22 protein-coding genes and 3 tRNA genes are annotated in these 22821 nt (G+C 69.5%); 7 read left to right on the top strand and 18 right to left on the bottom strand.

Annotated features, from left to right (window positions below; genetic code table 11):
- Positions 1-28: 28 nt before the first annotated feature.
- Positions 29-1489, bottom strand: coding sequence for a cardiolipin synthase (gene cls / locus RI211_RS03000; RefSeq protein WP_315637174.1), 1461 nt, complete (start codon positions 1487-1489; stop codon positions 29-31).
- 86 nt (positions 1490-1575) lie between these two features.
- A complete protein-coding gene (locus tag RI211_RS02995; protein ID WP_167627854.1) occupies positions 1576-1749 on the bottom strand; it encodes a hypothetical protein in 174 nt (57 codons plus the stop codon).
- 112 nt (positions 1750-1861) lie between these two features.
- On the opposite strand from RI211_RS02995, the gene RI211_RS02990 reads away from it, so the two are divergent.
- Positions 1862-2977, top strand: a complete 1116-nt coding sequence (locus RI211_RS02990) for a DUF4192 family protein (RefSeq protein ID WP_315637173.1) — start codon at positions 1862-1864, stop codon at positions 2975-2977.
- 11 nt (positions 2978-2988) lie between these two features.
- Here RI211_RS02990 and lysS read toward each other — a convergent pair whose 3' ends face one another.
- Complete coding sequence (gene lysS, locus RI211_RS02985; RefSeq protein WP_187663223.1) at positions 2989-4521, bottom strand: lysine--tRNA ligase; 1533 nt, start codon at positions 4519-4521, stop codon at positions 2989-2991.
- A 121-nt stretch (positions 4522-4642) separates the two neighbouring features.
- Here lysS and RI211_RS02980 point away from each other — a divergent pair, with 121 nt between their 5' ends.
- On the top strand, positions 4643-6493 hold the full coding sequence (locus RI211_RS02980) for a DUF2207 family protein (protein WP_315637172.1): 1851 nt from the start codon (positions 4643-4645) through the stop codon (positions 6491-6493).
- Positions 6494-6519: 26 nt separating this feature from the next.
- Here the strand turns inward: RI211_RS02980 and RI211_RS02975 are convergent, their stop codons facing one another.
- From RI211_RS02975 to hpt, 10 genes are all read right to left on the bottom strand, one after another.
- Positions 6520-7212, bottom strand: a complete 693-nt coding sequence (locus tag RI211_RS02975; RefSeq protein ID WP_259953614.1) for a DUF2520 domain-containing protein — start codon at positions 7210-7212, stop codon at positions 6520-6522.
- 2 nt (positions 7213-7214) lie between these two features.
- Positions 7215-9239, bottom strand: coding sequence for a PH domain-containing protein (locus RI211_RS02970; protein ID WP_315647712.1), 2025 nt, complete (start codon positions 9237-9239; stop codon positions 7215-7217).
- The gene (locus RI211_RS02965; RefSeq protein WP_315638146.1) at positions 9236-9817 is read right to left on the bottom strand and encodes a PH domain-containing protein; all 582 of its coding nucleotides are present in this window, start codon (positions 9815-9817) and stop codon (positions 9236-9238) included. The genes RI211_RS02970 and RI211_RS02965 overlap by 4 nt, the downstream gene beginning before the upstream one ends.
- Positions 9768-10250: a DUF3180 family protein gene (locus tag RI211_RS02960; RefSeq protein ID WP_315638145.1), complete on the bottom strand. Its 483-nt coding sequence runs from the start codon at positions 10248-10250 to the stop codon at positions 9768-9770. Before RI211_RS02960 ends, RI211_RS02965 begins: the two co-directional genes overlap by 50 nt.
- Complete coding sequence (folK, locus tag RI211_RS02955) at positions 10247-10783, bottom strand: 2-amino-4-hydroxy-6-hydroxymethyldihydropteridine diphosphokinase (protein ID WP_187663218.1); 537 nt, start codon at positions 10781-10783, stop codon at positions 10247-10249. The genes RI211_RS02960 and folK overlap by 4 nt, the downstream gene beginning before the upstream one ends.
- Entirely contained in the window at positions 10780-11175 is a 396-nt protein-coding gene (gene folB, locus RI211_RS02950; RefSeq protein ID WP_187663217.1) for a dihydroneopterin aldolase, read from the bottom strand. Before folB ends, folK begins: the two co-directional genes overlap by 4 nt.
- Before the next feature lie 34 nt (positions 11176-11209).
- Positions 11210-12019 carry a dihydropteroate synthase gene (gene folP, locus RI211_RS02945; RefSeq protein WP_315638144.1) on the bottom strand — a complete coding sequence of 270 codons (810 nt, stop codon included), beginning with the start codon at positions 12017-12019 and terminating at the stop codon, positions 11210-11212.
- Positions 12016-12627 carry a GTP cyclohydrolase I gene (gene folE, locus RI211_RS02940; protein WP_315638143.1) on the bottom strand — a complete coding sequence of 204 codons (612 nt, stop codon included), beginning with the start codon at positions 12625-12627 and terminating at the stop codon, positions 12016-12018. Before folE ends, folP begins: the two co-directional genes overlap by 4 nt.
- 1 nt (position 12628) lies before the next feature.
- Complete coding sequence (ftsH, locus tag RI211_RS02935) at positions 12629-14629, bottom strand: ATP-dependent zinc metalloprotease FtsH (RefSeq protein WP_315638142.1); 2001 nt, start codon at positions 14627-14629, stop codon at positions 12629-12631.
- Positions 14630-14783: 154 nt separating this feature from the next.
- A complete protein-coding gene (hpt, locus tag RI211_RS02930; RefSeq protein WP_187663213.1) occupies positions 14784-15335 on the bottom strand; it encodes a hypoxanthine phosphoribosyltransferase in 552 nt (183 codons plus the stop codon).
- Between the two features lie 121 nt (positions 15336-15456).
- Between hpt and RI211_RS02925 the strand changes: the two genes are divergently transcribed.
- On the top strand, positions 15457-16047 hold the full coding sequence (locus RI211_RS02925) for a DUF937 domain-containing protein (protein WP_315638141.1): 591 nt from the start codon (positions 15457-15459) through the stop codon (positions 16045-16047).
- A gap of 26 nt (positions 16048-16073) precedes the next feature.
- Here the strand turns inward: RI211_RS02925 and tilS are convergent, their stop codons facing one another.
- Positions 16074-17066 (bottom strand): tRNA lysidine(34) synthetase TilS, encoded by a 993-nt coding sequence (gene tilS, locus RI211_RS02920; protein WP_315638140.1) that lies wholly within the window; start codon positions 17064-17066, stop codon positions 16074-16076.
- A 101-nt stretch (positions 17067-17167) separates the two neighbouring features.
- On the opposite strand from tilS, the gene RI211_RS02915 reads away from it, so the two are divergent.
- Positions 17168-17659: an inorganic diphosphatase gene (locus tag RI211_RS02915; protein WP_017204665.1), complete on the top strand. Its 492-nt coding sequence runs from the start codon at positions 17168-17170 to the stop codon at positions 17657-17659.
- 152 nt (positions 17660-17811) lie between these two features.
- On the opposite strand, the gene RI211_RS02910 is transcribed toward RI211_RS02915, so the two are convergent.
- Positions 17812-19161, bottom strand: a complete 1350-nt coding sequence (locus RI211_RS02910; protein WP_315638139.1) for a peptidoglycan DD-metalloendopeptidase family protein — start codon at positions 19159-19161, stop codon at positions 17812-17814.
- A 211-nt stretch (positions 19162-19372) separates the two neighbouring features.
- Between RI211_RS02910 and RI211_RS02905 the strand changes: the two genes are divergently transcribed.
- From RI211_RS02905 to RI211_RS02895, 3 genes are all read left to right on the top strand, one after another.
- Positions 19373-19445 (top strand) — tRNA-Glu (locus RI211_RS02905).
- Positions 19446-19476: 31 nt separating this feature from the next.
- Positions 19477-19550, top strand: a tRNA-Asp gene (locus RI211_RS02900).
- 68 nt (positions 19551-19618) lie between these two features.
- A tRNA-Phe gene (locus tag RI211_RS02895) sits at positions 19619-19691 on the top strand.
- A 168-nt stretch (positions 19692-19859) separates the two neighbouring features.
- On the opposite strand, the gene RI211_RS02890 is transcribed toward RI211_RS02895, so the two are convergent.
- The 3 genes from RI211_RS02890 to RI211_RS02880 form a co-directional block, all read right to left on the bottom strand.
- Complete coding sequence (locus RI211_RS02890; protein WP_029266130.1) at positions 19860-20807, bottom strand: hypothetical protein; 948 nt, start codon at positions 20805-20807, stop codon at positions 19860-19862.
- A 90-nt stretch (positions 20808-20897) separates the two neighbouring features.
- Positions 20898-22043: a site-specific integrase gene (locus RI211_RS02885; RefSeq protein WP_315638138.1), complete on the bottom strand. Its 1146-nt coding sequence runs from the start codon at positions 22041-22043 to the stop codon at positions 20898-20900.
- Positions 22043-22780, bottom strand: coding sequence for a helix-turn-helix domain-containing protein (locus RI211_RS02880; protein WP_062635493.1), 738 nt, complete (start codon positions 22778-22780; stop codon positions 22043-22045). The genes RI211_RS02885 and RI211_RS02880 overlap by 1 nt, the downstream gene beginning before the upstream one ends.
- Positions 22781-22821 lie beyond the last annotated feature (41 nt).

Below are 22821 nucleotides of genomic sequence, written 5' to 3'. Positions count from 1 at the left end.
CCGAAACGGGGGTTGACGGAATGCCCGCTCACTGCAGTGCGGAGGTGAGCCGCGCGAGGTTGTCGAGCACGGTGGAGCGCAGGGGCTGCTGCATCCATTCCTCGAGGGTCAGCTCCCTGCTCAGCGACCGGTACTTGTCCTCCACCTCGCGCATCTCGGCGACGAACTCCTCGCCGCGCACGAGCATCGAGACCTCGAGGTTCAGGCCGAAGGAGCGCATGTCCATGTTGCTCGAGCCGATGACGGCGACCTCGTCGTCGATGGTGAGGCTCTTCGTGTGGAGGATGTACGGCTTCCGGTACATCCAGATCCGCACGCCGGCGCGCAGCAGCGCTTCGTAGTAGCTGCGCTGCGCGTGGTAGACCATCGCCTGGTCGCCCTCCTCCGAGACGAACAGCTGCACCTCGACCCCGCGGTCCACGGCCGCGGTGACCGCCAGCAGCAGGGCCTCGTCGGGCACGAAGTACGGGCTGACGATCATGATCTGCTTCTTCGCCGCGTAGAGGAGCGCGAGGAACAGCCGCAGGTTGTTCTCGACCTCGAAGCCGGGCCCGGAGGGCACGACCTGGCAGTCCAGGTCCCCGGAGCCGATGTTGGCGTGGGAGATGTCGATCTCTTCGAGCACGACATCGGTCTCGCTGTACCAGTCGCTGAGGAAGATCGCGTTGACGCTCAGCACGACGGGTCCGTCGAGCCTGACCATCAGGTCGACCCAGTGCAGACCGCGCCGGATGTTCTTCGGCAGGTTGTAGGTGGAATCCGTGATGTTCTGAGACCCCAGAAAGGCGATGTTGCCGTCCACGACGAGGAGCTTGCGGTGGTTGCGCAGATCCGGCCGCTGCATCTTGCCCTTGAGCGGCTGCACGGGCAGCATCAGGTGCCACTCGGCGCCCATCTCGTTCAGACGCGCGATGGTCTGGCGATAGCGGGGCTTGCCGCGGTTCGCCCAGTGGTCCAGGAGCACGCGCACCGCCACGCCCCGCGCGGCGACCTCCTCGAGGGCGCGGAAGAAGTTGTCCGTCGAGTCGTCGGACTGCAGGATGTAGAACTCCACGTGCACGTAATCCTGCGCGGCGCGGATGGCCTCGGCCATCTCGTCGAGCGACTCCTGGTAGTCCGAGATGAGGTGCGCGCCGTTGTCCCCGGAGAGCGGCAGGGCACCGAGGCGCTGGTTCATCTGCACGATGGGACCGAACCATGCGGGGGCGTGGGGCCGCAGCGTCCCGAAGTGCAGGTGCTCGCTCGTCTCGGCGATGTACTCGTTGATCTGTTCCTGCTTCCGGCGCCGCGCGCGCGGCAGGCGGGGGTTCCCGATCAGCAGGAACAGGAAGACGCCGACCACCGGGATGAAGAACACGGCGAGGAGCCAGGCCATCGCCGCGGTGGGGCGGCGGTTGCGCGGGATGACGATGACGGCGGTGACGCGGATGATGATGTCGAGCACGAGGACCACGGCGGCGACCCACCAGCCCCAGGACTCCGCGGTCATCACGCCCCCTCACCCACACCGGGGATCGTCACCCCGGGGCGCACCGGACCCGGCGCGCTCGCTTCACAGTAGCGGATGGGTTGGACTCAGGCCCGCGGAGGCAGCCCGCGCGCGGCGCGTTCCTCGGCCTCGATCTGCGCGTGGACCTTCCGTTCCGTGCGGTCGAACCGCAGGATGCCGCGGAGCACGACGAAGAAGACGATGCTGACGCCGACCGTCGGCAGGAGCGACCATGCCGCGGCGAGCCAGAAGTTGTCCATGCCTCCATCGTACGCGAGCGACTGATCGTGCACAGGCGGCGCTTCTCAGGATTCTCATCCACATGGGTCCATCACCGGTCCGACGGGCGCGAAGGCACGCGAACCTCTCCTCATGACAACCGTGCTCCGCGCCTCCGACTCCGCCCAGTTCCTCAGTATCGTGCCCGCTCTCGCCGGCTTCACGCCGCGCGAGAGCATCGCCCTCCTCCCGTTCCACGGCACCCGCAGCGACGGGGCGATGCGCCTCGACCTCCCTGACGCCGCCGTCCCGGTCCTGCACTACGCCGCAGCGGCGGTCGAGCTCGTCGTCCGTGTCCCTGGCACCGACGCGGTGGCCGTCGTGGTGTACACCGACGAGCTCCCACAGCGCACGCCTGACGGCCTGGTCCTGCCGCACGCCGTGATGGTCGACACACTGCTGGGATGCGCCGAGGGAGCGGGCCTGCGCGCCGTCGAGGCCCTGTGCGTCACGCCCGAGGGATGGGCCCGCTACGACGACGCCGAGCCGGCGCTCCATCCGCTGTCGGACATCGTTCCCCCGCCGGACGCCTCCGCGCTCGGCGACGTCTCCGGCGACCAGTTCTCCGGCGCGGGACTCCCGCCGGTTCCCGCCGCAGAGGAGCAGCAGGTCGCGCGCGTGCTGCGCGGACTCGACGGCGCGCTTTCGTCCGGGCCTGCCGAGGCCCCCGATCCGGCGGACGCGGAGGTGATCGCGGCGTACGCCCTCCTCGACGACATCCCCGCCTTCCTCGAAGCCGTCGCCCTCGCCCGTGAACCCCTGCAGCCTCTGGCCGCCGCAGCGCTCGTGTGGTGCCTCGGGCGCCCGCCGGTGCGCGACGCGGCCATCGCCCAGTGGGCCACCGATCACCGCCGCGGGATCCGCACCATGGAGGCGCAGCTGGCTTTCGCAGCCTCCGGCGCTCCGGTACCCGACGACATCGGACGGGTGTTCCTCGGTCGCGGCCCGGCGCCGGACGGCGAGCGCCTTCGTACCGCGCTGCACGCCGTCCGACACGCCACCGCCCTGGCGCCACGAGAAGCGCGCCCCGGACCGCTCACGGTCGCCGCCTGGCTCTCGTGGGCGCTCGGCCGCGCCACGCACGCGGGACGCTACCTCGACATGGCCAGGGAGATCGATCCCGACTACAGCCTCGCCCTGCTCCTGGACACCATGATGTGCGGTGCCGTGCTACCCGAGTGGGCTTTCCGCGGGCGGCGTGGAGAGTGAGCGGCTCGCGGCTACTTGACCAGCGGGAAGAGGATCGTCTCGCGGATGCCGAGGCCGGTGATCGCCATCAGCAGGCGATCGATGCCCATGCCCATGCCCCCGGACGGCGGCATGCCGTGCTCCAGCGCCCGCAGGAACTCCTGGTCGATCGGCATGGCCTCGACATCGCCTCGCGCGGCGAGCTTCGCCTGCTCCTCGAACCGTTCCCGCTGGATGACCGGGTCCACGAGCTCGGAGTAGCCGGTCGCCAGCTCGAAGCCACGGATGTAGAGGTCCCACTTCTCCACGACGCCCTCGACGGACCGGTGCTCGCGCACGAGAGGCGACGTGTCGACGGGGAAGTCCATGACGAAGGTCGGCCGCACGAGGTCACCCTTCACGAAGTGCTCCCAGAGCTCCTCGACGAGCTTCCCGTGCGTGGCCTGGGGCGGCACGTCGACGCCGTTGGCCTCGGCGAAGGCGATCAGGTCCTCGACGGCGTCCGTCGGCGTGACGGTGCGGCCGGAGGCGGCCGACAGCGACTCGTACATCGAGATACGGTCCCACTCACCGCCCAGGTCGTACTCGGTGCCGTCCGCCCAGGTCACCGTGGTCGACCCGGCGACCGCGACCGCCGCCTGCTGGACGAGCTCCTGGGTGAGCGCGGCCATCTGGTTGTAGTCGCCGTAGGCCTGGTAGGCCTCGAGCATCGCGAATTCCGGGCTGTGGGTCGAGTCGGCGCCCTCGTTGCGGAAGTTCCGGTTGATCTCGAACACGCGCTCGATACCGCCCACGACCGCGCGCTTCAGGTAGAGCTCCGGCGCGATGCGGAGGTAGAGCTCGGTGTCGAAGGCGTTGGAGTGGGTGATGAAGGGTCGGGCGGATGCGCCGCCATGCTGCACCTGCAACATGGGAGTCTCCACCTCGAGGTAGCCGTGCGCGGCGAACGTGGACCTCAGGCTGGCGTTCACCGCGGCGCGTGCGCGCACGGTCGTCCGCGCCTGTTCCCGCACGATGAGGTCGAGGTAGCGGCTCCGCACCCGGCCCTCTTCGCTGAGCTCGGCGTAGGCGTTGGGGAGCGGCAGGATCGCCTTCGAGGCGATGGCCCAATCATCCGCCATGATCGACAGCTCACCGCGGCGGCTGGAGATGACCTCGCCGTGCACGAAGACGTGGTCCCCGAGGTCGACGAACTCCTTCCACTCGGCGAGCGACTCCTCGCCGACGTTGGCCAGCGAGACCATCGCCTGGATCCGGGTGCCGTCCCCAGCCTGGAGGGTGGCGAAGCAGAGCTTGCCGGTGTTGCGGCTGAAGACCACGCGGCCGGCGACGCCGACGATCACACCGGTCTCGGCTCCGGGCTCGAGGTCGCCGTACTCCGCCCGCAGGGCGGGGATGCTGTGCGTCACCGGCACGGCGACCGGGAACGCCCCGCCACCCGCGTCCGCGCGCTTCTCGATCAGGCGCTCGCGCTTGGCGAGGCGGACGGCCTTCTGCTCGTGGATGTCCTCTTCGGCGGAAGAGGCGGCCGAGGCCGTTTCGGGCGCGGCGGGCGCGTCAGTCATGTGCGGGGCTCCTTGGAAGTCGTACCCAGTTTACCGAGATGGCGCGGCGGACTCCGGCCGGTCGGGCGGAGACCGACGGCGGGCGTTCTTCCCGCGGCGCGGGGCTCGGTAGCCTCGAACCATGGCCCCCACCCGGATCCTCCGCGCCAGCGCCGTCCTCGCCCTCGCCGTCATCCCGGTCCTCGCCCCCTCGGTCGCCATGGCCGTGGAACGCCCGGCGACGACGGTCGCTGCGGCCGCCGATGTCGACGACTTCTCGTACGCATCCTGGGATGCGGTCTACGACGTCGGACTCGACGACGATGGCCGGGCGCGCATGCAGGTGACGGACACGGTGGTCGCCCGCTTCCCCGACGCCGACCAGAACCGCGGCATCGTGCGGGGCCTGGCGACGACGTACAAGGGCGCCGGCATCGACACCCGGGTCATCGCGGTCACCGACGAGGACGGGACCGCGGTCCCGTACGAGACCGAGGAGGACGACGGGACCCTCTTCGTCCTCACCGGGGACGACGACTTCGTCCATGGCCTCACCACCTATGTCATCGAATACGAGATGCGCGACGTCATCGTCGGGAGCGCACCCGACGCGTCCGGTTCCCGCGCCGCGGACGAGTTCTACTGGGACCTCCTCCCCCTCGACAGCACGCAGCCGATCGAGGCGTTCCGGGCCGACATCCGATTCGATGCCGCCCTGAGCAGCCATCTCACCGGGGCGACGAAGTGCTACATCGGTCCTTCCGGTTCCACGGAGCCCTGCGACCTCGAGGGACCGGTCGCAGACGGAAACGCCACGACTTTCCGCGTCGAGGCCGGACCGCTGCCAGCGGCGGACGGGGTGACGGTGGCCGTCGGCTTCGACCCCGGCACGGTGGTCCAGCCATCCGCGCGGACCCCCGACCCCGTCGCCGATGTCGGGCCGGTGGTCGCCGCCGTCGGCGCCGTCGGTCTCGCGGCGGCCGGCTGGGTGGCGACCGTGGCCGCCGACCGACGTCGACGCCGCGCCACCGGGATCATCGTGGCGCAGTACGACGTCCCCGATGACCAGCCGCCCCTGCTCGCCGCGGCGCTCATCCCCGGCGCGAAGAACGTCGTCCCGGCGGAGATCGTCCACCTCGCCGTCCGCGGCACGCTGCGCATCGAGGAAGGGGCGTCGGACGAAGCGCCCCGGCTGCGACGACAGCCCCAGGGCAGCGCGCCGAGTCCCCTCGACCAGGCTGCGCTCGACGCGCTCTTCCTCCACGCGGATGCGGACGGCGTCGTGGACCTGCCGGCCGAGAGCGAGGCCTTCGCCACGCGGATGACCGCGCTGACGACGAAGGGCCAGGAGGAGGCCTCCCGCCGGGGCTTGACGACCAGGGTGCGGAGCCGCGCTGCCGTCATCCTGCAGTCCGTGGCCATCGCCGTCGCCGTGGTGGGTCTCGTCGTCGCCATCGTCGCCGTGGCATCCGGTCGCCTGTCTGCGGGACCCGCGCTTCTGGCCATCTCCGTCGGGACGCTGCTCGTCGCGGCTTCGAGCTTCTTCACCTTCTCTCGGCACACGGTCCTGACTCCGGAGGGAGCGCAGGCGTACGAGCACCTGCAGGGGGTGCGCGAGTTCATCCGCGTCGCGGAGGAGGATCGGTTGCGGATGCTGCAGTCCTACACCGGCGCGGAACGGCGCACGGAGGAGGGCGCGGACGTCATCCATGTGTACGAGCGCCTCCTCCCCTACGCGATGCTGTTCGGCATGGAGGACGAGTGGGGCCGGGTGCTCGAGACGGCGTACAGCCGGGAGGCGCACGGCCCGACGTGGATCGGCGACCCCACGTCCTTCGCTCTCCGCACGTCGCTCGTGGCGTTCATGAGCTCCTCCACGGCGGCCGCGACCTACTCGGCCCCGTCCACCGGCACGTCGTCCAGCACCGGCGGCTCGTTCGGCGGAGGCTTCTCCGGGGGCGGAGGTGGCGGCGGCTTCTCCGGCGGACGCTGAGCCGGGGGCACGGCGCGGGCGCGTGATCAGACGAGAGGTGGCGGGTCCGAGGCGTCGCGCAACGCCCGCTCGACGGTCGACTGCACCAAGGCCGACAGGAAGCCGCCCGGATTCTCGACCCCGATCTCCCGGAGCCGCGAGGTCGACTGTCCGATGATCGAACGGGAGAACTCCGTGGCCGTGGCGATCGCGTCGGCATAGGCGGCACGGTCGGCCTCCGCGATGACGACCGGTTCGCACCCCATCTCGACGGCCAGCGCCTGGGCGATCGGAAGCACGGCGGCGGGAGCGGTGACCGCCGCGAATCCTGCCTGCAACTGCCGGAGATCGATCGAGGTCCCGGTGAACGTGATCGCCGGATGCACCGCCAACGGGATGGCGCCGCGCTCCGCCGCCGGGCGCAGGACCTCGATGCCCTGTGCCGGATCGGTGTGGAGGACGAGCTGGCCGATCTGCCACCCGCCGAGCTCAGCGATGCCCGAGACCAGGGCAGACAGCTCAGCGGAAGGGACCGCGAGGATCACCAGTTCGGACCGCCGCACCACCTCCTGCGTCTCCAGCACCGGGACGCCGGGGAGCACCGCCGACGCACGCTCATCGTCCGACCCGCTGGTGATCCCGACGATCGCGTGCCCGGCCCCGGCCAGCGCCGCGCCGATGACCGGTCCGACCCGCCCCGCGCCGATGATGCCGACGCCGAGACGGCCGTCGCGCACCACGCTCACTCCTCGCGCGGCGCGTCGGTTCGCGCCGGCGGGACCGGCCGCGCGGGCGGCGCGGTCGGTGCCGGCGGAGCAGGTGGGGGTGCGACCGGGGGCGCCGTGACGGGAGGGGCCGGAGGTGGTGCGACCGGGGGCGCGGTCACCGGAGGCGCCGGCGGCGGCGTCACCGCAGGAGTCCGCACCGGCGGAGCAGGTGAGGCCGCCGACCCCGGGGATGCGGAGGGCGGCGCGACCGGGGGCGCGGGCGCCACGGACGGGACTGATGCCGGGCCGCCGAACACGGGAGGCGCGGGCGGCATCGGAGCGGCAGGACCGCCGAACTGCCGCGGAGCGGGCGGCGCGACGGGAGCCGCGGCGTGCTCGCTCCACCGGTGGGTGTGGTCGCGGGATGCCGCTTCGGCGGCGGCGATGCTGACCTCGTCGAGCAGCGCGAGTGCATCGGCCCGCTCGAGCCCCGACAGGAGGCCGGTGATCGGGCCGGGCACGGTGTGCACCTGGGCTCCGGAGACCGCCTGAGCCCGGTCGATCGGGCCCTGACTGAGAGACACGCCCTGGAGACGCGCGAGCGGGAAGACCGCGAGCTTGCGCCACACGATGCCGCGGCGCAGCAGCAGTCCGTCCGTCGTCAGCGTGTATCCGTGGCGCTTCCAGGAGACCGGCCGCCGCCACCACGCCCGGCGCGGCATCGTCCGGTAGGGGTCGTTCTCGGCCGGACCGACGACGCCCTGATCCCACAGCGCGGGGATATTCTCCGCCGGAACGTCGGGCAGCACGAGCGACAGCACGCGCTCGACGTCCGCGCGCTTGCCGACGGGCAGCACGACGTTGAACTGCTGACCGCTGCTCGACGACTGCTGGGCGGCGCTCTTGCCGCTCATCCGGTTGATCTTGATGGTCCACCAGCCGAACGGTCGCCAGAGCAGGGACTGCGACACCTCGACCGCGAAGATACGGCCGGGCGGGAGGGTCTCGGTGACGGTGGTGAGCAGTCCGTAGGTGATGCGCACACCGTCGGGGGTGGGCGCGATGGAGTACCGCAGCGACTTCGAGATCTGCGCCCAGGTGATACCGACGACCGCGATGAGCATCGGGACGCCCATGCCGAGACCGATGCCGAGGAGGACGATCCCGCCGTCGGGATCCCCGTCGATGAGGACGCCGATGAGGGTGCTGCCGATCGCGATGGCGAAGATCACGCCGAAGAACACCAGCCACAGCAGCCCGGAGATGAGCTGCGAGCCGATCAGTCGGCCGGCGGGAATCTTGACGACGCTCTCGGGCACGACGTCCTGCAGGTCCACTCCGGCGAGCAAGCCGTTGACGCCCTCGTTCATCGAGCCGACGAGTTGTGCGCGCGCGGAGGTCGGAGCGGACCCGTCGGGCGTCGCTGCGCCCTGAGGGTCGAGGGCGGCGTGCCGTGCGGCGCGCGCGCCCGAGGCGAGTCGGAGGATCTCGGCGCGCACCCCCTCGGCCCGCGGCGTCGCCAGGTACTCCAGCGCGACGTTCGCATCCGTGCCCGCGCCCACGACCTCGAGCTTCGCGAGGCCGATGATGCGTGCGGGGAACGGCCGCGTGAGGTTCACACCCTGCACGCGGTCGAGGGGCGCACGGCGATGGGAACGGAAGATGATGCCCTTGCGCACCTCGACGTGGTCGCCGGTGATGCGGAACTGCTGGAAGCGCCAGACGAACCAGAAGATCGCCACGAGCACCACGACGAGCGCCAGGACACCCAGCAGCGCGATCAGGGCGAAGTTGTTCGCGAGCACCCAATCCACCGGGTCGCCGCCGGTGTAGTCGTCGTAGTGCGCCTCCTCGGGAGCGAATTGCCCCACGAGCCAGGCGATGACCCGATCGCGCATGTTCGCGATCACGATGCCGCCCACGATGATGAGCGCCAGGCCGCCCTTGAAGAGCGGGGTCAGCGGATGCATCCGGTGCCATTCACCGTCCGCGAGGTGCGTCGACGGAGTGCCCGCGGAGGTGTGCCCTGGCGCGGCGGTGGGGAGCTGCGACTCGCTCACAGGCCGGTCCGGCGGGTCTCGGCGACCTGGATGAGCGTGTCGCGCAGCGCCTCGGCCGCCCCCTGGGTGAGGCCGGGGATCTGCACACCGGTGGTCGCCGCCGCGGTGACCATCTTGAGCTGGGAGATGCCGAACGCCCGGTCGAGCGGCCCCTGGGTGATGTCGACGAGCTGCATGCGACCGTAGGGCACCGCGATCATGCGCTGCCAGAGGATGCCCTTGCGGAACACGATGTCGTCCGCCCGCAGCATGTAGCCGATCGCCCGCGCCTGACGCGGGAGGATGACCAGCGTCACGAGGGTGATGAGGATGATGACCCCGGCCGGGATCCACACCCAGTCCTGTTCGAGCACGATGTTCAGCACGACGGCCGCCGCCACGACGATCGCCAGGAAGATGACGTTCTGCACGATCTGCGACACCACGTAGCGCGGCGAGATCTGGTGCCAGGTGCCGTCGAGCTCGAGGCGGGCCTCGTTGCGCGCCGTGCGCAGGCCCGTGTAGGTGCCCTGGTCGAGGGCGCCTAGGTCAGTGCCTTCCGCCGGGTTCAGGGGCGCGGTCTCTGGGTTCTGAGTCATCAGGATCCTTCGGCAGGGTGCAGAACTGTTCGGCGACGAGAGCGGCGACGACGAGCACGACCGCACTCGCGATCAGCGCCACCATGGCCACAGTCGACCCTATCGGGGGATCGATGGGGCGCGTGAGGAGGAAGGCCAGCGGCCCGGCGCCGAAACCCGCCATGATCGCCCCCAGCAGGCTGGACGCCCGCGCGAGGGTCGCGGCCCGGAGGGCACGGAACGGGTCGATGCGCACCCCCGACCGGACGCTGCGCCGCACCGGCCAGGCCACCCCGAGCGACGCACCCGCGATGAGGACGAGCAGCACCGGGAGGAAGAGGGACGGCGTGAACGTGGCCCGCCCCGTCGCCGTCAGCATCTGGTCGAGGATGAACCCCGCACCGGCGCCGACGAGCCCGAGGACGGCGAGCAGCCCGGCAGAGGTGCGCTTCATCCCTCGCCTCGCGCGCGGAGGTCCGCCGCCAGATCAGCGACGCGGCGCCCCGCGAGCTCGGCGTCGGGGGCGACGTCGAGCCAGGGCTCCAGGACGAACAGCCGCTCCGCCGCCCGCGGATGGGGCAACTGGATCCGTGGGTCGTCCGAGACGACGTCGCCGTAGGCGATGAGGTCGAGGTCCAGAGTGCGGTCACCCCATCGCTCGCCGCGGACGCGACCGTTCTCGTCCTCGATGGCGTGCAGCATGCCGAGGAGGATCTCCGGAGCGAGGCGCGTGGTCACCAGAGCCACTGCGTTCACATAGCCGGGGGCGTCGGGATCGGGGCCGTCCACGCGGAGCGCCACCGTCTCGAACAGGCGCGACAGGCGCACGTCGGAGACGAGCGGAAGACGCCCGATTCGTGCCGCCGCAGCGCGGATCGTGTCCTCGCGGTCGCCGAGGTTGGCGCCGAGCGCCACGACCGCCACCGTCTCCGGGCGTGGCGGCCGGGGGCCCGGCACCTCCGGCGGGCGCGTGAGGTTGCGGCTCATGTCGTGATGTCCTCCAGCGACTCCGGCGCCCGCGTCCGATGCACCGTCACGGCCACATCACCGAAGGTCAGCGCGATCGGCGCCTGCGGCTTGTGCACCGTCACGGTCACCTGCTGCACGCGGCGGTCGCCGAGGGCGACGTCCGCGATCCGCTCGGCCAGGGTCTCGATGAGGTTCACCGGCTCACCCGACACGACCGCGGCCACGCGCTCCGCGAGCTCGCCGTAGTGGACCGTGTCAGCCACGTCGTCGGAGGCGGCGGCCTGTTCGAGGGAGAGCCGCAGCCGGAGGTCGACCGTGAACTCCTGCCCGTTCTCCCGCTCGTGCGGGTAGACGCCGTGGTGGCCGAACACGGTCAGCCCTGTCAGCACGATCTCGTCGAGGAAGTCCATGCCTCTAGGGTACGGTGACGCTCCGACTCCGCACTCAGCCTTCCCAGGCGCGGGTGATCGCAAGGGCGTCGCGGGTCGCCGCGACGTCGTGCACGCGCACCGCCCAGGCGCCGGCGCGCATCGCGAGCGCACTCGTCACCGCGGTGGCCAGGTCCCGGCGCTCCTCGGAGACGCCGTCACTGCCCGGCGCCGCCGACTGCAGCACGTCGGCGAGGAAGCGCTTGCGCGACGTCCCGACCAGCACGCGGAAGCCGAGGCCCACGATCTCGTCGAGGCCCCGCAGCACATCCCAGTTCTGGCCGCCCGCCTTGGCGAACCCGATACCCGGGTCGACGATCACGCGGGACGGAGCGATGCCGGCGGTCGCCGCCTCCCCGATCCGCTCGCGCAGCTCGCCGGCCACCTCCCGGGCGACACGGCGATAGTCGGCGTTCGCGTACATGTCGGCGGAGAAGCCCCGCCAGTGCCCGATCGCGAAGTCGGCTCCCGACTCCGCCACCGCGGCGCGCATGTCGGGGTCGGCGAGCCCGCCGGAGACGTCGTTGACGATGCGCGCCCCCGCACGGACGGCCGCCGCCGCGGTCGACGCGTTGAGGGTGTCGATGCTGACGACGACGCCGGCCGCCGCGAGCTGCTCGACGACCGGAAGGACGCGGCGCTGCTCCTCCTCCACCCCGACGCGCTCCGCCCCCGGCCGGGTCGACTCGCCCCCGACGTCGAGGACGGACGCGCCTTCGGCACGCAGACGGAGGCCGTGGGCGACCGCCCGGTCCGCGTCGAGGTAGCGCCCGCCGTCGCTGAACGAGTCGGGGGTGACATTGACGATGCCCCAGATCCCGGTCATGCGCGGGACATCCCTGGCCCCGGCACGGTCATGCCGATCAGGGTCACCAGCTCCGCACGGGCCACGGGATCCGTGTAGACCCCGCGCGCCGCGATGGTCAGCGTCGAGGCTTCGGTCTGCCGCCCGCCCCGCATCGTCACGCAGCCGTGGCTGGCATCGAGCACGACGAGCACGCCGCGCGCATCGAGGTTCTCGGCGATCGTGTCGGCGATCTGCTCACCCAGTCGCTCCTGCACCTGCGGTCGCGCGGCGAGGATCTCCACGACGCGCACGAGCGCGCCGAGGCCGACGACCTGCTCGCCCGGAAGGTAGGCGATGTGCGCATGCCCCGCGAAGGGCAGGAGGTGGTGCTCGCACACCGAGCGGAAGCGGATGTCGCGCAGGAGCACGGCGCCGGACGGCAAGGTGTCCGGCGCCGGCCCGCGGGTCACGCTGATCGTGTGCGCGAGCGGCTCGGCGGGGTCCTCGCCCACCCCGGCGAAGAACTCCGCGTAGAGCTCGGCCATCCGCGAGGGTGTCTGCTTGATCCCCGGGCGATCGGGGTCCTCGCCGATCGCCTCCAGGAGTTCCCTGGTGAGCCGTTCGACGCGTCCCTTGTCGACGGTCACGTCACGCCGTCGCGGGACGAGGGCTGCCCGCTCCGGCGGAGCCCTGCTGCGGGCGCGGCGGGGTCGTCGGCGCCTCGAAGGAGGCGGCGAGCGAGACGTCCTTCTTCGGGACCTCGATCGGCGGCCGCTCCGAGACCGGGCGGTCCTCACTCGACAGCCACAGCGGACGCTCCGGGAGCTTCTTCACCTCGGTGAAGATCTCGGCGATGCGGTTGTGGTCGAGGGTCTCCTCCTCGAGGAGGGCCAGAGCGAGACGGTCGAGGATGTCGCGGTTCTCGCTGAGCACCGCGTACGCCTCGTTGTGCGCCTGCTCGATGAGCGCCCGCACCTCGGCGTCGACGCGCTCCGCGACCTTCTCCGAGTACTCGCGGCCGCGGCCCATGTCGCGGGCGACGAACATGTCGCCGCCCTCGGTGCCGAGCTTGACGGGGCCGACCTGCGTCGTCATGCCGTACTCGATGACCATCTTGCGAGCGATCGAGGTCGCCTTCTCGATGTCGTTCGAGGCACCGGTGGTGGGGTCGTGGAAGACGATCTCCTCGGCAACGCGGCCGCCCATGGCGTAGGTGAGCTGATCCTGCAGCTCGTTCCGGGTCACGGAGTACTTGTCGTCCAGCGGCAGCACCATCGTGTAGCCGAGCGCCTTGCCGCGGGGCAGGATCGTGATCTTCGTCACGGGATCCGTGTAGTTCATCGCCGCCGCCGCGAGTGCGTGTCCGCCCTCGTGGTACGCCGTGATGAGCTTCTCCTTGTCCTTCATCACGCGCGTGCGGCGCTGCGGACCCGCGATCACACGGTCGATGGCCTCGTCGAGAGCGCGGTTGTCGATGAGCTGCGCGTTCGAGCGGGCCGTGAGCAGCGCGGCCTCGTTGAGCACGTTCGCCAGGTCGGCGCCGGTGAAGCCGGGGGTCTTGCGGGCGACGACCTCGAGGTCGACGTTCTTCGACAGCGGCTTGCCCTTGCTGTGCACCTCGAGGATCTTCTGGCGGCCCTTGAGGTCGGGGGCGTCGACGCCGATCTGACGGTCGAAACGTCCGGGGCGCAGGAGCGCGGGGTCGAGGATGTCGGGACGGTTGGTGGCCGCGATCACGATGACGTTCGCGTTCGGGTCGAAGCCGTCCATCTCGACGAGCATCTGGTTCAGCGTCTGCTCGCGCTCGTCGTTTCCGCCGCCCATGCCGGCGCCGCGGTGGCGACCGACGGCGTCGATCTCGTCGATGAAGATGATGGCCGGAGCGTTCTCCTTGGCCTGGCTGAAGAGGTCGCGCACGCGGGAGGCACCGACGCCGACGAACATCTCGACGAAGTCGGAACCGGAGATCGAGTAGAACGGGGCGCCGGCCTCACCGGCGACGGCGCGGGCGAGGAGGGTCTTTCCGGTTCCGGGAGGGCCGTACAGCAGCACGCCCTTCGGGATGCGGGCGCCGATGGCCTGGAACTTCGCCGGGTCCTGCAGGAACTCCTTGATCTCGTGGAGTTCCTCGATCGCCTCGTCTGCTCCGGCGACGTCCGCGAAGGTGACCGTCGGGGTCTCCTTGTTGACAAGCTTGGCCTTGGACTTGCCGAACTGCATGACCTTGCCGCCGCCGCCCTGCATGGACGACAGGAGCCACCAGAACAGCAGGCCGAGCAGCACGAGGGGAAGCAGCAGCGAGAGGAAGCCGTCGAACCAGGTCGCGCGCGGCACGGCGTCGTTGAAGCCGTCCTTCGGAGCGGCCGCGTCGATCGCGGAGACCACCTCGTCGGCGCGGGCCTCGACGTAGTAGAACTGGACGTTCTCGGAGCCCTCGAACGGCTTCGACAGCGTCATGTCCACGCGCTGATCGCCATCGGTGGTGACGACCTCGGTCACGGTCTTGCCGGAGAGCAGCTCGAGCCCCTCCTGCGTCGTGATCTGCTTCGGCGCGCCGAGGTTGGAGATCAGCAGGAATCCGCCGAAGAGCAGCACGCCGATCAGAGCGACGTAGATCAGCGGATTGCGGGTGAGCTTCTTCACATCCATGGTCGGATCAGCGTATCGCCTCCGTGCTAGGGGGCCGCTGTGCGTTCACCCACGGCGCAACGCCCCCGCCGCTGTCGAGGCGTGGGTCGCTGAGCCTGTCGAAGCGTGGGTCGCTGAGCCTGTCGAAGCGTGGGTCGCTGAGCCTGTCGAAGCGTCAGCTGTACACGTGGGGCGCCAGCACCGCGACGTCCCGGAGGTTGCGGTAGCGCTCGGCGTAGTCGAGCCCGTAGCCGACGACGAATTCCACGGGGATGTCGAAGCCGACGTACTTGCAGTCGATCTCGACCTTCGCGGCCTCCGGTTTGCGCAGCAGCGCGAGCACCTCGATCGACTCCGCACCGCGGGACCCGAAGTTCTCCAGCAGCCAGCTCAGCGTGAGGCCGGAGTCGATGATGTCCTCGACGATGAGCACGTGCTTGCCGTGCAGGTCGGTGTCGAGGTCCTTCCGGATCTGCACGACACCGCTCGACTTCGTACTGGCGCCGTAGCTCGACACCGCCATCCAGTCCATCGGCGCGTGGAACGGCAGTGCGCGTGCGAAGTCGGCCATGACCATGACCGCGCCCTTCAGCACGCCGACGAGGAGGAGGTCCTTGCCCTCGTAGTCCTTCGCGACCTGCGCCGCGAGCTCTTCGAGCTTGGCGTTGATCTCCTCCTCGGTGACGAGGATCTGTGCAAGGTCGTCCTGGATCTCCGCGGCGCGCATGGATCGATTTTAGGCGACGCGGCGGTGTGCTCCGGTCGCAGGCGCGTACCCTCCCCTGCGCGACGACACCGCACTACTCTGACGGTGACGCGGGCGCACGCCCCGACGGAAGGAGATCCCCATGGCGACTCACGACATCCTCAGCCAGGTGCCCCTCGACGACATCGCGCAGAAGCTCGGAGTGTCGCGTGACGAGGCCAAGGTCGCGGTCGAGCAGGGCGGCGCCGTGCTCCTCGGCGGACTCGCGAAGAACGCGGAGAGCTCGGAAGGATCGGCGGCCATCGAGAAGGCCCTCGGCAGGCACCGCGGCGCGTCGAGCCCGGCGACGGTCGACGACATCGACCAGGAGGACGGCGAGAAGATCGTCTCCCACATCCTCGGCGGGAAGGAGAAGGAGGTCACGAAGGAGCTGACGGAGTCGAAGGCGACCCCGGGCATCGACTTCGGGAAGCTCCTCCCCATCCTCGCGCCGATCGTGATGGGTCTCATCGCCAACGCGACCAAGGACAAGACGGCGAAGGCGGACGCGGGTGCGGAGGGCTCCGGCGGGATCGGCGATGTCATCGGCGGCATCCTCGGCGGAGGCGACTCCGGCTCCGGCGGCGGGTTGGGTGACGTGCTGGGTGGCCTCCTCGGCGGCGGCAAGAGCGGCTCCGGCGGCGGCATCGACCTCGGTGGCATCCTCGGCGGCCTCTTCGGCGGCAAGAAGTAGGACGTGACGCCGCCGCGGCCAGGGACTCAGCGGGTCGCGGCGGTGAACACGATCCGGCCGCCCTGGCGCACGGCGGCGCACCCTGGCAGGTCGATCGGCCCTTGACCCGACCAGTCGGTCACGAGTCGGGCGACCTCGATCGTCTGCGCACGGCTCAGGCTCGCCCCGAACTCGCTGTCGACCACGAGACGGATGATGCGGTTGCGCAACGCGGCGGGGTTGGCGGCGAGCGCGGCGACGCTCACGGAGATCCCGGCCTCGGCATGCTCGACGATGTCCTCGATCGTCTCGTGGATCATCTCGTCGAACGCCTCCGCGTCCTCCCGGAGCTGCTCGGCGGTGCGGGCCAGCGCCTCGGCGATGCCGGGACCGAGCTGGGCCTCCAGCACCGGCAGCACGTGCCGACGCACCCGTACCCGCGTGTAGCGGTCGTCGACGTTGTGCGGGTCTTCCCAGGGCTGCAGCTCCGTCGCGGCACAGAAGGCGCGGGTGGTCTCGCGGCGCACGCCGAGCAGAGGACGCAGCCAGCGGAGGCCGTCGTCGTCCTCCCGATCCGGTGCCATCCCCTGCAGGCTCGTCGCCCCGGAGCCGCGGGCGAGTCCGAGGAGGACGGTCTCGGCCTGGTCGTCGAGGGTGTGGCCGAGCAGGACCGCCCTCGCGCCGATGTCCCCCGCCGCATCCCGGAGCACGCGGTAGCGCGCATCCCGCGCGGCCGCTTCCGGACCGCCGTCGCCGTCGACCTCGACACGGACGACGAGCGCCTCGAGCCCGAGCCGTCCGGCGATGCGTGCCGTCTCGGCGGCGACCTCGGCGGACCCCTGCTGCAGACCGTGGTCGACGGTGACCGCGGTCGCACGCACCCCGCGTTTCGCAGCCTCGAACGCGGTGGCCGCCGCCAGCGCGAGCGAATCGGCGCCGCCGGAGACGCCGACGACGACGGTCGAGCCCTCGGGCAGATCGGCGAGCGCGGTGCGCACGGCGAGGCGGATCTCGGCGACGGCGGGGGCGAGGGAAGGCATCCCTCCACGCTAGGGCACGGCCTCGGCCGTCACGGTCGGATCCGCGGCCCCCGAGTAGGCTGGTCCGCGGCATCCAACCGATCTTCCTGAGGAGCACACGCATGGGCGCACACGACGCCGTCATCGAGATCCCGCGCGGCAGCCGCGTGAAGTACGAGGTCGACCACGAGACCGGGCGAGTGCACCTCGACCGCGTGCTCTACACGACCTTCGGCTACCCGGCCGACTACGGCTACTTCGACAACACGCTCGGCGAGGACGGCGACCCGCTCGACGTGCTCGTGCTGCTCGACCACGCGATCTACCCGGGCGTCGTCGTGGAGGTCCGCCCCGTCGCCGTGCTCAAGATGAGCGACGAGGCCGGCGGAGACGACAAGCTCGTCGCCGTGCTCTCGAAGGACCCGCGTTGGGCCCACATCCAGGACATCGACGACATCGCCGAGTACACGAAGAAGGAGATCGCGCACTTCTTCGAGCACTACAAGGACCTCGAGCCCAACAAGTGGGTCAAGGTCGACGAGTGGGGCAACGCCGCCGAGGCGCAGCGCATCCTCGACGAGGCCATCGTCCGCTTCGGCGAGCAGGGCCACTGACCCGACCCATCTGGGTCGCCGCCTCTCTGGGTCGCTGAGCTCTCTGGGTCGCCGACCTCTCTGGGTCGCTGACCTTCTGGGTCGCTGAGCCTGTCGAAGCGAAGACCCCCGGACGCCATGCATCCGGGGGTCTTCTGCTGTCCAGCCGTCCGTCAGACGGAGATGCCCTTGCCCGCCATGAAGTCGATGGGGTTCGTGTAGCGGCCGTTGATGTAGACCTCGAAGTGCAGGTGGCAGCCGAAGGAACCGCCGGTGTTTCCCGCATAGGCGATGACCTGGCCGGCGCGCACCCACTGGCCGTTCCGGACGGCGAAGCCGCCGGGCTTGATGTGCGCGTATCCGGTGGCGATGCCGCCGCCGTGCTGGATCCGGACGTAGTTGCCGTACCCGCCGTTGTAGAAGGCCGCGTCCACCGTGCCCGAGTGCGCCGCGTAGATCGCCGCGCCGCAGCCGTTGGCGAGGTCGACGCCGTAGTGCCAGCTCGATGAGCAGCCGTTGGCGTTGCACTGCTGCGAGCGGGGGCCGTAGCCGGAGCTGCGGTAGCCGCCGTGCGGACGCACCCAGCCGCCGCTCCCCGGGGTCCCGCCGCCGCCGCTGTTGCCGCCGGCGTTCGCGGCGGCCTCGGCGGCTTCGCGGCGCTTGCGCTCCTTCTCGCGCTCCTCGACGCCCTTCTGGTAGCCGGCGACGGTGGTCGCGGTGGTGTCCTTCAGCGCGGCGAGCTGCGCCTGCATGGTGGCGAGGTTCGAGGACTGCTCGTCGAGCGCGGCCTGCGCGGCGTCGGCGGCCTGCTGCGCCGCGACCATCTTCTCTTCGGCGATCTTTTGCAGGCGGTCGCGCTCGTCACGGGCGACGACGGCCTGATCGCTGAGCGATTGTGCGGAGTTCCGCGCGGCAACCGCGTCGTTGTAGACGGTCTTGTTGTACTCGAGGAGCTTGTCCATGGAGCCGAGGCGGGCGAGGAGCTCGTCAGCGTTGGCGGCGGAATCCGCGAAGAACAGCTCCAGCGAGGTGTCGTCACCGCCGTTGCGGTAGAGCTGTGCGGCGACCTGGCCGGCCTTGCGGGCGGACTCGTCGGCGACGGCGGCCTGCGCGTCCGCCTTCTCCTGCAGGGAGTCGGCCTCCGCGATCGCGGCGAAGTAGGCCTGCTGCGCGTTGTAAAACTCGGTCGAGGCGACCTCGGCCGCGGCCTGCGTCTCGGAGACCTTCTGCGTGAGCGACTGGATCAGTCCCTCGATGCGCTTCACCTCTGCGGCTTTGGAGGCCTCGTTCTGCTTGGCCTTCTGCACGTCGTCCCAGCTCGGATACGACGCGGCGTGCGCGGCCGTGACACCGGACGAGATGCCGAACGCGCTGAGGGCGACGACGCTGAGCGCGCCGAGTCCGAGAGCGCCGCGGCGGCTGATCCCGTCTCGGAAGAGGGTACGGCGCTCCGCCGGGGTGGGCGCACACCCGCAGTCCGCGGATGCCGCGAGTGCCGCATCCTGCGTGGTCTTCTCGTTCACACGGCCCCTTCCGCCGGTTTCACAGATGCCACAGTAACAACAACTTTCACACCAGCACCAGACTCCTGGAACGGCGCGAACGGCATCCCCGGCCCCTCCATCGTCCCGCTCGAACACGCCCGGGGGAAGCGGGTTCCGGCCTCGATTCGCGATTTGCCCGGATGATCCCTTATGCTTGAGCGTCGGCAAGGAAGTCCCCCGGGACTGACTCGGCCCCATCGTTTAGCGGCCTAGGACGCCGCCCTTTCACGGCGGTAGCACGGGTTCGAATCCCGTTGGGGTCACTCCATCCGATACAATTGAAAACACCAGTATGGCCCTGTAGCGCAGTTGGTTAGCGTGCCGCCCTGTCACGGCGGAGGTCGCGGGTTCAAGTCCCGTCAGGGTCGCTCCGTGCGACGAGCTCTTTCTTCGGAGAGGGCTCTTCGTCTAGGACGCGGCAGCATCATCGCCGCGCGGCTCTGTAGCTCAGTTGGTAGAGCGTTCGACTGAAAATCGAAAGGTCACCGGATCGATGCCGGTCGGAGCCACTGGAACCCTCGCGTAGCTTCTACATCGCGGGGGTTCTTTTATGCGCTTATCAGGGTTTTTCCGCGTCAGCGACTGCCTCCCTCCGGGCAGGCTCTGGGGTTTTCAGTCGTGGACTCCGCACAAACTCCGCACTATCAGGCTCAGGCAGCAGCGTCGCCCGAACGCAACTAGCGCCCAATCCTGACCCCAAAGTCTCGATGCATCCCCAGAGATAGAAGCCCCGTGTAGTTGCTAGCGAAGGGCACGGCACGAAGGTGGTCAATCAACGCTCGCTGACGAATCGTCACTGAGCCCTGTTCACCAGTCAAGCGCGCCTTCGCCACCGCGTGGATCGCGTCGATCTCGTCGGCGAAAGCGGATGCAACTGCGAGGTTGATGGAAGGGAACGCGAACTGGATCGTCTCTCGCCACTGTTGCACCCCCTCTTCGGCGCTAGGACCCTTGCTGAGGAACCGGATGGACGGTCCGTGGTGGTCGATGATCACGCCATTCGGGTCCTCCTCGCTACCGAGGCGCAGCCCGGATTTCCGAGGTTGCACTGCAAGCCCGTGCTTCGTCGAGTTGTACACGTTAGCCTCGCGGGCGAGCAGCGCGGCTGCCCGAGTCAAGAGAAATCGAAGGACGTCAGCGTCCTCTGTCCATGCCTCCGCGGATACCTCAGCAGGCGCATCGAGCCTGCCGCGGAATACCTCGCGCAATAGCTCATTGCGCGGAGGGCTGGTCAACAAGTCGCCCGCCATCTGCTTGAACTTCGCGAAGCTCGTCAACGACGAGAGCTTCAGCGGCGGACAAGGCTCCGGTTCCACGTGCGCGAAGTACAACCGCAGGAGTGCCTCCGCCGCGAGGTACATGATCGAGATCGACTCGACCACAGCGAATCCGTCGATCTCTTCGTCGTCTAGTGGCACCTCTAGCTCGACGCCCATACCCCACGCACGGACACCTCCAACGAGCGCGGGATGCAAGGCGGCATCGGCGTCGCCGAGGGCGACGAGCAACGCGATTCGAGTTCGCAGGTACTGCGATGGTGAATGCGAATAGAAGTCACGGTTCAGCTCGTCCGCAAGATTCAGCCCGCTCGCAGGATCAGGCGCCGGCGGCTGCTCATCAGTCATCGATGGATCGTATCCGCAGCCACGGACACTACGATCGGGTAGAGCGGAAGCCCTCTCCTCACTCCGCCCCGGGCTGCTTCTCGCACCGGATTAGATCAGCCCGTCCAGCTTCTGGCCCATGATGCCTGCAGCTTTGGTGGAGCCCTTGATGGTGTTCATGTACACGTCCTGGGTCATGCTCGGGTTCTCGTGTCCGAGGTAGTCGGCGATCTCTGTCGCGGACAGTCCAGCCTTGTCAAGAATCGTGGCTACCGACTTTCGGAACGCGTGCGTTGACAATCCCGGGTACCCCAGGCCGTCGCGACGGTCTCGAAGCTCCCGCTGCGTGTTCGAGGGATCGCGAGGGCGCATCAGCGGAGTCGGGAAGATGAGGTTGGTATCGGCGCGCAGCCTCTCGTGCCGCTTGTGAAGGAGGAGCATGGTCGCTTCCGGCAAGTGGGTGGTACGCGCGGACTTGTCGGTCTTCGCGAACTCCTGCCGCACAATTCCCCGCCCCTTCACACGCACATTCTGCGCGACAACGGAAGCTGTGCCGGCGGCGAAGTCGATAGCGCTCGCTTCGAGCGCGCACACCTCGGCCACTCGCCACCCTGACGCGAGCATGAACGTGATCAGATCCACCGTGTCCCACTCGTTGAGCTTCTCGTCCTCACGGACGCGCTGGAGAAACATCGGCAGTTCGTCCAACGGGATTGCGGTGCTGCCCTTCTTCTTCCTTTGGGTGACGCGCTCGAGCTCACGCACGGGGTTGTGCGACAAAGCCCCGTTCCGCACCGCTAGGCCGAGCATGCCACTCAGCGCCGATCGGCAGTTCTTTGCTGCCCCCGGGCCGGCTTCCTTCTCAACGGCGTTACGGAACTTCTGCAGCCGTTCAGGTGTGGCCTCGGCGACTGAGAGGTCGCCGATCCGGGGCGCGATATGAGCGGTGACTGCATAGCCGTAGGTCTCCAGCGTGCCTTCTGAGCGCCCCAACTCACGCCGGGACTCCAAGAACCTCTGGCCGAGGGCGCGGAGGTGCGTTGCCGGTTTCAGCTCGCCACCGCGGTCGGCCTCGATCGTGGTCAGCGCATGCCTCAGCGCGGCCGTCGCCTTGGCCTTGCTCGGCGCGTGCTTCTCGATCTGGCGGGATTTGCCGTCCGCGAAACGATACCGCGTGCGGGCACGCCACTTCCCCGGCTGAACCTCGGCCACGTGGATGGTGCCGTAGGTTCCGATCGCCATTCGAGGTCTGGCCATCAGACTTCACCGTCGGTGGATGCGCGGAGTTCGTCAATGAGCACACGCGTGACGCGCCCACGCGCCTGCGGCGTGCTGTCCTCGCCGGCACGGAGCAGGGCCTCGACTTCAAGGGAATGGCCCCAGAGTCGCGCCGCGTACTGCTGAAGCAGAGGTGGGCGTATCCCAAGCTTCTTTGCCGCCCGAGACTCTGCAAGGCTCACACTAGGCCGACGAGCGCTCTGACGCGTGTCACGGTCGGGCACCTCCGTCATGGCCCCCCACTGTGCATCCACCTGGTCATACGACTCGGACTTCCTGCCGTGCACCCTCATATGCTCAAGGGCCGCCATCTCGAGTTCCTCGTCCCACTCGTGATCCCCACCTATCGGCGCGGCGCCCACGTGCGCATAGTCGCCATCCTCGAGCGCGATCGGTGCGCCCGACAGTACGCGGTTGACCCACTCCCGCCGCACGGGCTGATCCTCACGGAGCTCGTACGGCCGTTCCAGCAACTCCGCAGCCCCAAGAAGGTCGGCGAGTCGAAGCGGCTCACCAGAGAGCTTTCCAAGTGCGAGTGCGAGCGTGAGAAGCGTCGGAACCGTCGGCGCAGCCTTGCCCCGCTCAATCGCCTGGACGCTAGACAGGCTCCACGTTGCTCCGTAATCGCGTCCAACGGTCGCGATCGCCTCAAGGGTAATCCCGTGCCGCCGCCGGTAGGCGGCAAGAAATCCGCCCACCGCTTCCGCGTATGCCATTGATTCCATGCTTACAAGTTACCAGAATCATGTAGCTTGTG

Source organism: Microbacterium meiriae (assembly GCF_032364335.1).
In the GTDB taxonomy this organism is placed as follows: Bacteria; Actinomycetota; Actinomycetes; order Actinomycetales; family Microbacteriaceae; genus Microbacterium; species Microbacterium meiriae.
This window is presented reverse-complemented; position numbering and strand designations above follow the sequence as displayed.

Bases quoted from the DNA above. Each gene is read 5' to 3' on its own strand.
- cls (WP_315637174.1), bottom strand. From the start codon at position 1,489: ATGACCGCGGAGTCCTGGGGCTGGTGGGTCGCCGCCGTGGTCCTCGTG.
- RI211_RS02995 (WP_167627854.1), bottom strand. From the start codon at position 1,749: ATGGACAACTTCTGGCTCGCCGCGGCATGGTCGCTCCTGCCGACGGTC.
- RI211_RS02990 (WP_315637173.1), top strand. From the start codon at position 1,862: ATGACAACCGTGCTCCGCGCCTCCGACTCCGCCCAGTTCCTCAGTATC.
- lysS (WP_187663223.1), bottom strand. From the start codon at position 4,521: ATGACTGACGCGCCCGCCGCGCCCGAAACGGCCTCGGCCGCCTCTTCC.
- RI211_RS02980 (WP_315637172.1), top strand. From the start codon at position 4,643: ATGGCCCCCACCCGGATCCTCCGCGCCAGCGCCGTCCTCGCCCTCGCC.
- RI211_RS02965 (WP_315638146.1), bottom strand. From the start codon at position 9,817: ATGACTCAGAACCCAGAGACCGCGCCCCTGAACCCGGCGGAAGGCACT.
- RI211_RS02960 (WP_315638145.1), bottom strand. From the start codon at position 10,250: ATGAAGCGCACCTCTGCCGGGCTGCTCGCCGTCCTCGGGCTCGTCGGC.
- folK (WP_187663218.1), bottom strand. From the start codon at position 10,783: ATGAGCCGCAACCTCACGCGCCCGCCGGAGGTGCCGGGCCCCCGGCCG.
- folB (WP_187663217.1), bottom strand. From the start codon at position 11,175: ATGGACTTCCTCGACGAGATCGTGCTGACAGGGCTGACCGTGTTCGGC.
- folP (WP_315638144.1), bottom strand. From the start codon at position 12,019: ATGACCGGGATCTGGGGCATCGTCAATGTCACCCCCGACTCGTTCAGC.
- ftsH (WP_315638142.1), bottom strand. From the start codon at position 14,629: ATGGATGTGAAGAAGCTCACCCGCAATCCGCTGATCTACGTCGCTCTG.
- hpt (WP_187663213.1), bottom strand. From the start codon at position 15,335: ATGCGCGCCGCGGAGATCCAGGACGACCTTGCACAGATCCTCGTCACC.
- RI211_RS02925 (WP_315638141.1), top strand. From the start codon at position 15,457: ATGGCGACTCACGACATCCTCAGCCAGGTGCCCCTCGACGACATCGCG.
- tilS (WP_315638140.1), bottom strand. From the start codon at position 17,066: ATGCCTTCCCTCGCCCCCGCCGTCGCCGAGATCCGCCTCGCCGTGCGC.
- RI211_RS02915 (WP_017204665.1), top strand. From the start codon at position 17,168: ATGGGCGCACACGACGCCGTCATCGAGATCCCGCGCGGCAGCCGCGTG.
- RI211_RS02890 (WP_029266130.1), bottom strand. From the start codon at position 20,807: ATGACTGATGAGCAGCCGCCGGCGCCTGATCCTGCGAGCGGGCTGAAT.
- RI211_RS02885 (WP_315638138.1), bottom strand. From the start codon at position 22,043: ATGGCCAGACCTCGAATGGCGATCGGAACCTACGGCACCATCCACGTG.
- RI211_RS02880 (WP_062635493.1), bottom strand. From the start codon at position 22,780: ATGGCATACGCGGAAGCGGTGGGCGGATTTCTTGCCGCCTACCGGCGG.